The sequence below is a fragment of the Chitinophaga sp. 01L420 genome (genome assembly GCF_056399985.1).
This window is the reverse complement of sequence record NZ_JBFTSK010000008.1, coordinates 139,181-152,647: the sequence shown is the minus strand read 5'-3', so window position 1 is coordinate 152,647 and position 13,467 is coordinate 139,181. Positions and strand designations below refer to the sequence as shown.

General features: G+C 44.5%; 7 protein-coding genes. 6 read left to right on the top strand and 1 reads right to left on the bottom strand.

The window, feature by feature from the left end; all coding sequences use genetic code 11:
* The first annotated feature begins 38 nt into the window (after window positions 1-38).
* Window positions 39-2,168, top strand: coding sequence for an alpha-ketoacid dehydrogenase subunit alpha/beta (locus AC1DP6_RS10675; protein WP_477054783.1), 2,130 nt, complete (start codon window positions 39-41; stop codon window positions 2,166-2,168).
* A 107-nt stretch (window positions 2,169-2,275) separates the two neighbouring features.
* Entirely contained in the window at window positions 2,276-3,553 is a 1,278-nt protein-coding gene (locus AC1DP6_RS10670) for a MutS-related protein (RefSeq protein WP_477054782.1), read from the top strand.
* Between the two features lie 6 nt (window positions 3,554-3,559).
* On the opposite strand, the gene AC1DP6_RS10665 is transcribed toward AC1DP6_RS10670, so the two are convergent.
* Window positions 3,560-4,162 (bottom strand): RNA polymerase sigma-70 factor, encoded by a 603-nt coding sequence (locus tag AC1DP6_RS10665; RefSeq protein WP_477054781.1) that lies wholly within the window; start codon window positions 4,160-4,162, stop codon window positions 3,560-3,562.
* Window positions 4,163-4,369: 207 nt separating this feature from the next.
* On the opposite strand from AC1DP6_RS10665, the gene AC1DP6_RS10660 reads away from it, so the two are divergent.
* The 4 genes from AC1DP6_RS10660 to AC1DP6_RS10645 all read left to right on the top strand — a co-directional run bounded on the left by AC1DP6_RS10660 (window position 4,370) and on the right by AC1DP6_RS10645 (window position 13,452).
* Entirely contained in the window at window positions 4,370-5,446 is a 1,077-nt protein-coding gene (locus AC1DP6_RS10660) for a FecR family protein (RefSeq protein ID WP_477054780.1), read from the top strand.
* A gap of 230 nt (window positions 5,447-5,676) precedes the next feature.
* Window positions 5,677-9,108 (top strand): SusC/RagA family TonB-linked outer membrane protein, encoded by a 3,432-nt coding sequence (locus AC1DP6_RS10655; RefSeq protein ID WP_477054779.1) that lies wholly within the window; start codon window positions 5,677-5,679, stop codon window positions 9,106-9,108.
* 20 nt (window positions 9,109-9,128) lie between these two features.
* Window positions 9,129-10,907 (top strand): RagB/SusD family nutrient uptake outer membrane protein, encoded by a 1,779-nt coding sequence (locus AC1DP6_RS10650; protein WP_477054778.1) that lies wholly within the window; start codon window positions 9,129-9,131, stop codon window positions 10,905-10,907.
* A gap of 82 nt (window positions 10,908-10,989) precedes the next feature.
* A complete protein-coding gene (locus tag AC1DP6_RS10645) occupies window positions 10,990-13,452 on the top strand; it encodes an outer membrane protein assembly factor BamB family protein (RefSeq protein ID WP_477054777.1) in 2,463 nt (820 codons plus the stop codon).
* Window positions 13,453-13,467: the final 15 nt, after the last annotated feature.

Below are 13,467 nucleotides of genomic sequence, written 5' to 3'. Positions count from 1 at the left end.
TGTTTTTGAACCACCATCATCACCAAAACAGTCTTATTGTGTTTAAAGATAGCACAAGCGTTTCAACTTTAAAAACGCCTGCCTCCAATCCGGACGGCAACAGCGGCGAAATGGCTGAATTATTAACAGCCTGGCGCCTGATGTGTGAGGCTGGCAGTATGGCCGCTACCTATGAGGCTAACAGGTCCATCTGCAAATATGTTCACTCCACTTCCCGCGGTCATGAAGCCATACAAATAGCCACGGGCCTGCAATTACGACCATGGGATTTTGTAAGTCCCTACTACCGCGACGAAAGTATGTTGCTGGCTATGGGCTTTACCCCATATGAGTTAATGCTGCAACTGCTGGCAAAAGCAGACGACCCGTTTTCCGCTGGCAGATCTTATTACAGTCACCCTAACAGCCGGGAAGCCGATAAACCACAAATACCCCACCAGAGCAGCGCTACCGGTATGCAGGTAATCCCTACCACCGGGATGGCACAGGGGATACAATACCTGGAACAGGTACATTCTGACCTGCTGAAAATGGGGCCGGATAGAGAAATGCCCGTTGTATTATGTTCCCTCGGCGATGGTAGCGTAACGGAAGGAGAGGTCAGTGAGGCCTTTCAGTTTGCTGTATTGAAACAGCTGCCGGTTATTTACCTGGTACAGGACAACGACTGGGGGATTTCCGCCACCGCCGCAGAAGTACGCACGATGGATGCTTATGAGTATGCTGCCGGTTTCAAAGGACTGGAACGTATGCGGGTGGATGGCAGTGATTTCACGGCCAGCTATGCTGCTATGGAAACAGCGATCCATTATGTTCGCCAGGAACGCCGGCCTATATTGGTGCAGGCAAATGTGCCGTTGTTGGGACATCATACTTCCGGCGTACGGAAGGAGTGGTATCGTACAGCGGAAGACCTGGAAAAACATGCTGCCAATGATCCACAGCCTAAGCTGAGGGCATTGCTGGAGAAACATGGTGTAAGCGCAGATGTACTGGATCAAATAGCAAAAACTGCCGCTGCCGATATACAGGCAGCTTTTGATAAAGCGGTGGCCGCCCCCGAGCCTTCACCGGAAACAGTGCAGGAGCATGTGTTTGCACCCGCAGCTGTTACAGCAGAAAGTGGTACCCGCACCCCCGATGGTAAAACCAAGGTGGTCATGGTGGATGCAGCCTTGCATGCAGTAGAAGAAATCATGCAGCAACATCCGGAGGCTATATTTTTTGGGCAGGATGTAGGGCGCAGATTGGGAGGCGTTTTCAGAGAAGCCGCTACACTTGGTGATAAATTTGGCGCTCATCGTGTATACAACACCGCTATACAGGAAGCGTATATTATAGGCGCTACTGCGGGGCTTTCTGCCGTAGGCGTAAAGCCTATAGTAGAAGTGCAGTTTGCGGATTACATCTATCCCGGATTCAACCAGCTGGTGACAGAAATATCCAAATCATGTTATTTAACTAATGGCAAATACCCGGTACAAACACTGATACGCGTGCCTATTGGCGCCTATGGCGGTGGCGGGCCTTACCATTCCGGTAGCGTGGAATCGACCTTGCTGAGCATTAAAGGCATCAAGGTGGTGTACCCTTCTAATGCGGCCGACATGAAAGGTTTGATGAAGGCTGCTTTCCTGGATCCGAACCCGGTGGTGATGCTGGAACATAAGGGACTGTACTGGAGTAAAGTACCCGGTACCCTCGATGCCATGATGGTGGAACCTGCAGCAGATTATGTGCTGCCGATGGGAAAAGGTAACGTGGTATTACACGCGCATCCTAAAGATGTTGCGCAAGGAAATGCCTTGTGTGTGATTACATACGGTATGGGGGTATACTGGGCCAAAGCTGCTGCCAAAGCCTATCCCGGCAATGTTACCATTGTAGATCTGCGCACATTGTTTCCGCTGGATGAAGCCCTTGTTTTTGACATGGTACTACAACATGGCAAATGCCTGATTCTGACAGAAGAACAACTCAATAACTCTTTCGCACAGGCCCTTGCCGGCCGTATTCAAAAAGCCTGCTTCCGGTTCCTGGATGCGCCTGTATTTACGATGGGGGCGATGGACTTACCGGCAGTACCTTTAAACACTGGTCTGGAAGCAGCTATGCTACCGACACCTGCAAAAGTGGAAGCAGTTATCAAAGAATTATTGGCCTATTAGTAAGTTATTGCAAAATATATGGGAGCAAATTTACAAGCTCTCATATGTTTTGTTAAAAAGCGATATGCCAGGATCTGGCGACCCAATATTCTTTCTATCTTTTAGAGATGAAAGCCAACGTTACTGACCTTGAAATAGAAAAGCAATTACTACCACTGTTTGATTTTACCGGCAACACTTATGCCCGTAAAAAGTTGGCTGGCGTATTATCTGAGCTACCAGATACACAGGACGGCGTATATGAAAGACAAGTCCTCCTTAAATCGTTTATTGATAACGGTTACGTATATACGGAAATTGCCTATTCGACACACGACTTTGAAGAAGTACTACATTCCTTTACACGAATAAATGACCAGTATTATTATTACGACAGCAATCATATAATTGCCACCGTTCAACTGTTGTGGCGTCGTCGTTACCGACATTCTATGAGAAGCCGGCTGGCCCAGCTGGCACTTTTCATGGCGCAGTTACATGCCTATTTTGAAGCAATAGATCCGGAAGTATTCCCTCCTGTATTTGGGGAGCGTATGACCGCGTTAAAGCAATACCTGTCCATGTTCCGGGCCAGGGAAATTGCTCATCGTATCCGTAAGGATCGATTTGGTATAAAAGATCAGTTATTTTTATTAGACCTGCTGAATCGTAAAATTGACGAAAAGACTGCCAAAGGGCATTGGGAAACTTTTTATGCCTATGAGGCCTGGTTGTCGATGGCAAAAGGTATCGTAAAACATGAATTTGTTTTTCCTGAGTTTACAGACAGTGGATTCCAGATGAAAGACTTTTATCATCCTGCATTAAGTCAACCTGTCAAAAATGACCTCGATACCAATGGTCCGGTGATGTTGCTGACAGGTCCTAACATGTCGGGGAAATCAACGCTGCTGAAGGCCATAGGCATTTGTGTTTACCTGGCGCATGCCGGTATGGGCGTGCCAGCCAGCCTTTGCCGCTTACCGTATTTCGATTCCATTACCGTGATCATTAATCTCTCTGATGACCTGAAACATGGTTACAGTCATTTTATGATGGAAGTGCAGCACCTGAAGAATGTGGTGCAGGAGGCGCATGCAGGTAAACGTTGTTTCGCCGTATTTGATGAATTATTCAGGGGGACCAACGTAGATGATGCCCTCGATATTTCTCAACAAACGATCAATGGATTACATCATTTTAAAGGCAGTTTTTTTGTGATCTCAACACACCTGTACCAGTTACAATCCTTGTTGAAAGAAGTGAATGCGTGGTATATTGATTGTATGCTGAAGGACCATGTACCCCAGTTTCTCTACCGGTTGCGTGCAGGTTGGTCTGATCTGAAAATAGGAAGAATTATTTTTGAGAAAGAAGGATTACCCGCGTTATTGCAATCGAAATAAAGAAAATTATTTTACGGCTTTCGGAGTGGTGCCTAAGGTGAAGTTTACAGTTGCTGTTAAGCGTTTCATGGCAATAGCCAGTTGGTTTTCCACTGTTTTAACAGAGAGGTTGAGCACAGATGCTACTTCTTTGTACTTCATACCATTTTGCTTGATCAGGGTAAATACCATTCTGCATTTTGGTGGAAGTTGTTGCACCGCAAATTCCATTTTACGAATCATCTCTGCAGAAATCATGAGTTGTTCCGGATTGYTGTCAAAAGCAATTTCCAATTTTTCATCTTCCTCAAAAAATACCTGCCTGGATGCCGCTTGTTTACGGAGATGATCGATGGCTTTGTTTTTGGCGATGACGAAGAGGTAGACCTGCGGATTTTTTATGTGAGAAAGAGAGGCTCTTTTTTGCCAGCAATGCATAAAAACATCGTTGGTAATTTCTTCTGCTACTTCTTTGGAATGTGTGAGCGTATAGGAAAAACGGAGCAGCGTCACAAAGAAATGATTGTAGAAGGCCCGGAAGGCAGTCTGATCATTGTTCCCTGTGATGTTATTGAAAAGTTCACTTATTGTACACTCGTCCATTCCTTTGTCCGCTGATAATGGTTGCAAATTAGATAACGTAGATTACGCTAAAGTTAACAAAATTAATTATCCCGTAAACTTTTCTCCATCGATATTATTTTGTCTGAAAGTTGCTGTATTTTATCCCTACTGTTGGTTGTGGCTGTTCCAATATCAACCCAAAATTATTTTTAAAATCTTTTTGGGGGTTTTTCTCTTTCTTTTCGTCCTTCAGGTGTAATACGTACAAAATAGATGACTGAGGATCACCGGATCAATATATTGCTGGCCAGAAAGCTTGCCGGAGAGGCTTCTCCGGAAGAGCTAACAGAACTGGATGAATTGCTGCTGCAATTCCCCGGGCTTCATTATGCTTATACAATAGTAGAGGATATTACTATTCTGAAAGAAAATAATGGATTCTCTGCTACAGAAGAACAGCAGTTGTTACAGGAGGGGTTATCTAATATAAGCAGGTTGATGGAGACGCCGGCGTCTGGAAAGATAAAACGGATGTTTCCGTGGAAAGCGGTGCTGGGTATGGCTGCGTGTGTAGCGGTATTAGTAACTGCATACAGTGTATGGCAACTACCGGGGAAGCATAATTTCCGCAACGAAGTAGTCACCAGGAATGGCTCTAAAACCGCTGTGGTGTTGCCAGACGGTACCAGTGTGGTACTGAATGCCTGCAGTCACTTACGCTATGATGTGAATAGGTTCCTGAATGGAGATCGTGAGGTAACACTGGTAGGAGAAGCTTATTTTGATGTGAAGCATGATCCGCAGCATCCTTTTATTATTCAAACAGAGCATGCCAATATAAGAGTACTGGGCACCGTTTTTAACGTAAAAGCCTATGCAGAAGATGCGACTGTAGAAGCCACGTTGCTGAGTGGAAAGGTAGAGGTGAGCTTTACCGAGGGAGCTGCAGCCGGCGCACATAAAGTGGTGGTGTTGCAGCCAGAGCAAAAACTAATCATTGATAAAAAGAATATGACTGCTTTACCCGTGAAAGCAGTGAATGCCAACAATAGTAATTATACCATTACACCTGTAAAGTTAAGCCAGGAGGGGGATTCCGCTGCCAGTCAGACGACCGCCTGGATGAATGACCGTTTTGACTTTGATAAGATAACGTTTGAACAACTATCACACGACCTGGAGCGTTGGTACAATGTGACGGTACGGTTTAAAAACGACCGTTACAAGCATGAAGTATTTAGCGGCGCCTTCCGCAAACAGAGCATAGATGGGATATTGCAGGCTTTGCAATTAACATCCGGATTTCATTATGAAGTGAACAATAAGGAAAATGTTATTGATATATGGTAAACATCTTTTAGACATATAAATCATATTACTTTTTTTACGGCAGTCAGCAAATAAAAAAAGGGAAATGCTCGAACATTCCCCTTTCAAAATTGCTGGCTAAAACAACTAAACCGATCCACACAATCTGGTAATGGCCTAATTATTTAACCTAACGAAACAAATTTATGAAAAAAAGTCATTGGTGGCCTTCTCATATTCCCCGTCGGCGTATGAGGAAATTGTTACTAAGTATGAAACTAACTTCTGTATTGCTTTGTGCAGGTTTTCTGCAATTGAGCGCACATGGATTTTCACAGGAAAAGATCACTGTTGATTACAAAAACATCAACATTGCGAAGCTCCTGACCTTAATCGGGAAACAAAGCGATTATACATTCCTGTATAAAAACGCCATCATTCCTGATAAGAAGATATCCATCAGCATGAAGGATGCTCCGGTGCGGGCTATCCTGGATAATGCACTGGCAGGCACTTCACTGGATTATAAGGTGATGAAAGATAACCTGGTGGTGATTGTGGAGGCAGGAGATAAAGTGCTGAATATTAACATAAAAGGTAAAGTAACCGATGAAGCTGGTAATCCGCTGATTGGGGTAACAGTGTTGGTAAAAGGCACTACCCATGGCGCACATACCGATGAAAGTGGTCGTTTTAGCCTGGACGCGCCGGAAAATGCGATACTGGAGTTTTCCTATGTAGGATATGAAAGTATGCAGATGACGGCAAAGGCAGACCAGCACTATAATATAGTGATGAAAGCCAATTCCAGTGGTTTGAATGAAGTAGTGGTAGTAGGTTATGGTAAACAAAAAAGAGTAAACCTTAGTGGTGCAGTAGATGCGATTTCCGGAAAAGAGCTGGAAAGCCGGCCTATTACCAACGTGGGTACTGGTTTACAGGGATTGATCCCTAACCTGAATATTACGAATAGCGATGGCCGTTCTTCTTCTGCCGCAAAGTTCAACCTGCGTGGTGTGACGTCTATCAATGGTGGTGATCCTTTTATCCTGGTAGACAATATTCCATTTACCAGTGATGAGGTATCCAGAATTAATCCGGCGGATATCCAAAGTGTAACTGTACTGAAAGATGCGGCTTCTGCTGCTATCTACGGTGCCCGTGCGGCTTTCGGGGTAATATTGATTACCACCAAATCCGGAAAAGACGGACGCATTGCAGTGAGTGCCAACACCAACTATGCGGTGCGTACTTTGGGCAGGGTACCTAAAATTATTACGGATCCGCTAACGGTGATGCAATACAAGCACGATGCCGCTACTCCGTTATATAATCTTTATCCGCAGCCGGACAGAGATTATGCCGCACAACTCCTCAAGGATCCTTCCTTACCAAGAGTAATTGTGAATCCGAACGATCCTAAATCATATAGTTATTACGGAGAAACAGATTGGTTGCATGAAGTGTACAGTAAATCAGCACCCGCTTACACCGCTAATTTCAGCGTATCCCGTGGGGATGAAAAACTGAATTATTATTTATCAGGTGAATATTATTCACAGGATGGTATGTTAAAGAGCAACCCTGATAAGTACGAGCGTTACAACCTGCGTGCAAAGGCTACCTATACCTTTAATGACCGCTTTAAGTTGGGTACAAATACGATGTACACCAATACTACCTATGACCAGCCTTTTGCTACCAGCACCTCTGACGCCAGTATGTACAGCGGTAGTACCAATAATTCCTTCTTCAATGCGGTAAACCGTACACCTTCTTTGTCTGTATTGCATAATCCGGATGGAACCTGGACATCGGATGGTGCCAATCTCTTAGGTGTATTGCAGAGTGGTGGCCGCAAAGCGGATACCTGGAGTGAGTTTATGACGACATTGAATGCAGAACTGGGATTGATAAAAGATGTATGGACTCTAAAAGCAGATGCAACCTGGAGACGTGGAAATGATGTTGGTAAAGGATTCAGTATTCCGGTACCCTATAGTACGGGCCCTGGTCAACCTTTAAATTATACCGGTGGCAACCTGTCTTCTGCTTCCAATAGCAGCAATTCAGTGAAGTACAATGTATTTAACGTATACACTGATTTTCACAAAACATTCAACAGGAAGCATGCAGTGGGTGCCCTGGTGGGTTTCAACCAGGAGTATCACTACTATAATAATTTCTTCTTAACGGCTAATGGGTTAATCAGCCCGAGTTTACCTACTTCACAGCTGACAACTGGTTTGGTTAAACAGGAGCAACATATTAAGGATTGGGCAGTAAGAGGTATCTATTATCGTTTGAACTATACTTTTGACGATAAATATATTGTAGAACTGAATGCCCGTAATGATGGTTCTTCCCGTTTCCGCGCGGACAACCGCTGGGGCTTTTTCCCTTCCGCTTCTGCTGCATGGGTGCTGTCTAAAGAAAAATTCTTTGATGGCATAAAGAAAACGATTGGAATGGATTTCCTGAAACTCCGTGGTTCTTATGGATCGTTAGGTGATCAGCAATGGGGAGAATATGGTTACATGTCATTGATGAGTCCAGGTAATATATCCACTATCCTGGATGGTAAATTGCCGGTGGCAGTATATGATCCAACACCTGTAACAGCTACTTATACCTGGCAGCAGGTAAAAACGATCAACGGTGGTATAGATGTAAGTTTCCTGAAAGAAAGATTATCGTTTAGCTATGACCGTTATACACGCTATACCAATGGTATGTTTGCCAAAAGCCAGGAGTTGCCGAATGTATATGGTGCGCCAGCGCCTAAAACAAACTCTGCTGACCTGAAAACACGTGGCTGGGAAATGACTTTGTCCTGGAGAGATCAGTTCAATATTGGTAAGGATCCTTTTAGTTATGGTGTGAAATTATTGCTGGCAGACAGCCGTTCCTTCATTACACGCTTTGCGAATCCGAGTGGGTCATTGAAAAACTATGATGCAGGTATAGATAACAGGAACTATTATAATGGTCAGGAATTGGGTGATATCTGGGGGCTGGAAACAGAAGGATTTTTCCAGAATGAAACAGAGTTGAAAAATCATGCAGATCAGACAGCAGTAGGATCTGATGATCAGAACTATCTTTTCTACGTAGGTGATCTGAAGTTCCGAGATCTCAATCATGATGGTAAGATCAACTATGGTGACAACACGATTTCTAATCCCGGCGACAGAAGGATCATTGGTAATACCGCTCCCCGTTTCCCTTACAGCGTGGATCTGACGGCTTCATATAAAGGTTTTGATATCCGTGCACTGATACAGGGTATAGGTAAAAGAGACTGGTATCCTGGCCCGAGCAATCACTACTTCTGGGGTGTATATGCGCAACCATGGACCAATGTACAGATCCATAACCTGGATCGCTGGACACCAGAAACACCGAATGGCTACTTCCCCCGTTTGAAATCATATATCGCGGAAGATGCTTCGGAACTGGGTGCACCACAAACACGTTACCTGCAGAATGCTGCCTATACCCGCTTAAAGAATGTAACACTGGGTTATACGCTGCCAAAGAATCTGACAGACCGGATCAAACTGAATCGTGTTCGTTTCTACTTCAGTGCAGAAAATATCTTTACGATTTCTCACCTGAAAGCCAACATTGATCCGGAAGGACTGGATGGAGCCTTGTATCCTTATCAGAAAACCTATTCATGTGGTCTGAACCTGAACTTTTAATGAATTCTAAAATGTGCAACATGAAAAATAAGTGGCTTTTATTATCACTCACCATATTAGGGGTTACCGCAGCTTCCTGTAGTAAGGACTTTCTGCAACGTAATCCGCAAACGGAAATTTCTCCGGATGCATTCTTTAATACACCCACTGATCTCAATACCTATGTAAATGGGTTTTATGATAATCAGCTGTCCTCTCCTTATGATGATGCCAATTCGGATAACATCTCCAGCTATACCGGCAGTGAAATGGATAAACTGGTACATAACGGTATTACGCCTGCCACTATTGGTGGTTGGGAAGACTGGGATCAGTTGCGCCGTGTAAACTTTATGCTGGACAATGTTTACAAAACACAGGGAGATGCAGCAGAAATTGCTCACTATGTAGGTGTAGCCCGTTATTTCCGTGCGAAATTTTATTTTGCAAAGATTGCCACCTACTCTGATGTCCCCTATTATGGTCATGCATTGTCTGATGTAGACAGTTCTATGTATAAAGGACGGGATCCACGTGCCATGGTAGCTGATTCTGTGTTGGATGACCTGCAATATGCGGTGGATCATCTGAAAGAAAAAGATGGTAATGGTACCCGCGTAAATAAATATGCAGCATTGGTATTAATGTCCCGTTTCTGCCTGTTTGAAGGTACTTTCCGTAAATATCATGACGAATTAAATCTGCAAAGCAGTGCTAATAAATTCCTGGAAAAGGCTGCATGGGCGGCTCAGCAGGTAATGGACAGCAAAAAGTTCAGCGTGTATACCGGTGGCAATGGTGCGGCGTCTTATCGTGCATTATTTGTGAGCACCGCACTGGATAATAACCCTGAAATTATTCAGTGGCGTGATTACCAGGCGGCTCTGGGTATTGGTAATAACTCACATACGGTATTGGGCTGGGTATGGTCGCTGAGTCAAAGCCTGGTGAATACCTATCTCATGAAAGATGGTACTCCGTTTACGGCTATTGCTGGATATGATAAAATTGGTTTCCTTGGCACCTTCAATAATCGTGACCCACGTTTAGCGGAAACCGTTGCTTATCCTGGATTTTCCACTACCATGGATAATATTTTATACGTTGCCAAACCTAACTTAGGTGGTTATGATCAGTTGAAATTTTACCCACGTGACCCGGCATTGCGTAAAGGCTGGAACCTGAACTATACCGCTTTACCGATCTATCGTTTTGGAGAAGTGCTGTTGAACTATGCAGAGGCAAAAGCCGAGCTGGGTACTATTACGCAGGCGGATATCGATGCTACCATTAACAAATTACGTAGTCGTGTGCAGATGCCTGATATGAATATGGCAGCTGCTAATACCAATATTGATCCGGTATTGGCAACAGCCTATGCTAATGTAAGTGGCGCCAGCAAGGGAGTGATCCTGGAAGTGAGAAGAGAAAGAAGAGTAGAACTGGCCTGTGAAGGATTACGCGCTAATGATGTGAACAGATGGAAAGCGGGTAACCTGCTGAAAGAAGCTCCTAAAGGAATGTATGTTCCTGCAGTGGGTGCAATAGATATGACAGGTGATAATGTACCGGATATAGCTATCCTCCCGTCCCTGAAGGATTCATCTTCCATTGATAACATCCCCTGGAGTATTAAGAAAAATATGGGTCGTTATTATCTGAACGAGAATTTTTACCTGGAGAATGGCAATAGTGGGCATATTATGTTTGCGGCTGATCGTAACGGTCGCACATTCATTGAGCCTAAGTTCTACTATCGTCCTATTCCGTTGGATCAAACGGTATTGAACGGCAGATTGAAACAGATTTTTGGTTGGTAATAAAATGTGTAAATAGGAAAGGGAAGGCTATGGCCTTCCCTTTCCTATTTACACCTATGTTGAGTTTAAAAAAACAACAGGCATGTATAAAAATATATTACGTACTGCCATGATGCTGCTTTTTACGCAGGCGGCAGTGGCACAGGGATTTTCCGGCAAAGTATTTATAGACAAAAATGGGAATGAGGCCTGCGATGCAGGTGAGGCCGGCCTTGCCGGTGTAAGGGTGTCCAATGGTTTACAGGTAGCTGTGACGGATGCTACCGGTAAATTTTATTTACCAACACACCAGAAAGCAAGGTTTGTATATATTACAACCCCGGCAGGTTACCGTTTTGCCAAATCATTTTATATTAAAACAGACAGCAGTAAAACAGCTTATGATTTTGCACTGACGCCGGTGAAGCGGTCGCAGCAAAGCATGGCTAAGTTTGTGCGGTTAACAGATACAGAAACTGCGGTGTACAATAACTGGATCACTGAAGCAAAAGATTATGCAAAGAATGAAAACGCTGATTTTATTGTGCATACCGGTGATATCTGTTATGAAGAAGGATTGAAGTTTCACGCTAAACAGGTGAATACTGCGACCATGGGATTGCCCGTGTATTATTGCATCGGTAATCATGACCTGGTAAAAGGCCCTTACGGTGAAGCGCTGTATGAGTCGTTGTTTGGCCCCGTGTTTTATTCCTTCGAGGCAGGGCCTGCGCATTTTATTGTAACGCCGATGTGGTATGGAGATTATACTCCTTCCTATACCGTGGATGATGTATTACAGTGGATTAAAAATGACCTGGCACATACCGATCCGGCTAAACCGGTGATCATCTTTAACCATGATCTGCTTACCTATGATACGCTGTTTGCGATCCGCGCCGGTAAGGATAGTATTAACCTGAATGATCATCACCTGAAAGCGTGGATCTATGGACACTGGCATATTAACTTTGCACGGACGCATGGTAATACCGGCATCCGCTCCCTTTGTTCTGCACCGGCGGCAGATGGTGGAATAGACAACTCTGCCAGTAATTTTGATGTGATCAATGTAGATAAAGAAGGTATCTCCGCGGTACAAAGACGTTATACCTACGTGAGCAATCAAATTACACAGGTATCTCCTGCAGCCACTGGTGTGGCCTTTGAAGGTAATGAAATGTTGATCAGTGTGAATACCTATCATACATCTGCCAATGTGAGGCAGGTGCTTTTCAGTTTGTACAATAAGAAGGGACAATTATTGAAACAGTTGCCGCTGCAACCCCGCACCGACTGGAACTGGGCTGCTACCACGGAGATTCCTGCTGCCTGGTTAAACAATGTATATACTTCTACGGTAGAAGCGACTACCAGCACGGGCAATATGTTGTTCAGAAGGGATACCTTCTCCCTGGAAAAAAGTAAAGTACCCGCCCTTACCGGACAGGTATGGCCGGAAGTGTTACAGAATGCACAACGGATTGGGGTAGTTGCCAATGCACCCACCGGTAATGAATTACACCTGGTATGGTCTGCCAATACAGGAGCAAATGTGTGGAAGTCATCTCCGGTATGCGCGGAAGGAAAAGTATTTGTGGGTAATATCGACGATGAAGGAAATAAGCACTGTGGCATTACAGCGATGGATGCCAGGACCGGTAAAGTAGTATGGCAGTTTCCTACTAAAAATTCTATTAAGCATAGCATCAGTTACAGCGATCATCTATTAGTTGCCACAGATGCAGAAGGTATTACGTATGCGCTGGAAGCTGCTACGGGTAAGCTTCGCTGGCAACATACCGGTGATATGAAAAGTTTGCCTTCTTACAATTCCGGTGGTGTGGTGAAAGCAGGTGTGTATTATACGGGTGCCGGAAAATATATGCAGGCGCTGGACCYGTTGACCGGTGCAGTAAAATGGACCAACCATGACTGGAGCGGGGGAGAAGGTACACCGGCGGCCATGGCGGTGCAGGGCGATTGCCTGATTACTTCTTCCAACTGGAATCATTTGTTTGCACATGATCTGGCTACCGGTAAATTACGCTGGAAACGCAGCGATGAGGGCATCCGTTTCCGTAGTGGCACTGCTGCGTTTTATGACGGCAAATTATATGTACATGGGTTGAATAAACTGCATATTATTGATCCGGCGGATGGTAAAACGATTGATAGTATTCCGGTAGAAGAAGCGCTGAAAACAATGACGGCACCGGTAGTAACGGATCAGTTGATACTCATTAGTACCGCCACTAATGGCCTGGCGGCTTACGACAAAAAGACGAAGCAACTGGTGTGGCGTTTTGTGCCTGGCGAAGCGTTGTTTTATACTGCTCCTTATACGCAGCCTTCTTCTGCAACGATTGAGTCTACACCGCTGTGTGCAGGTAACCGCGTTTATATTGGCGCATCTGACGGATACGTGTATGTGGTGGATCTGAAAACGGGTAAGCTATTATCACGTTTTCATACGGGCGCTCCGGTATTTGCTGAAATGGCGATATGCAACGGTTTGTTGTATGTAGCAGATTTCTCAGGAAATGTGAATGCATTTAGTTTGTAGTAACAACCAGATAAA

What these genes read in the sequence shown, in the direction of transcription:
- AC1DP6_RS10650 (WP_477054778.1), top strand. Translation starts at nt 9,129, where the DNA reads ATGAAAAATAAGTGGCTTTTATTATCACTCACCATATTAGGGGTTACC.
- AC1DP6_RS10670 (WP_477054782.1), top strand. Translation starts at nt 2,276, where the DNA reads ATGAAAGCCAACGTTACTGACCTTGAAATAGAAAAGCAATTACTACCA.
- AC1DP6_RS10655 (WP_477054779.1), top strand. Translation starts at nt 5,677, where the DNA reads ATGAAACTAACTTCTGTATTGCTTTGTGCAGGTTTTCTGCAATTGAGC.
- AC1DP6_RS10660 (WP_477054780.1), top strand. Translation starts at nt 4,370, where the DNA reads ATGACTGAGGATCACCGGATCAATATATTGCTGGCCAGAAAGCTTGCC.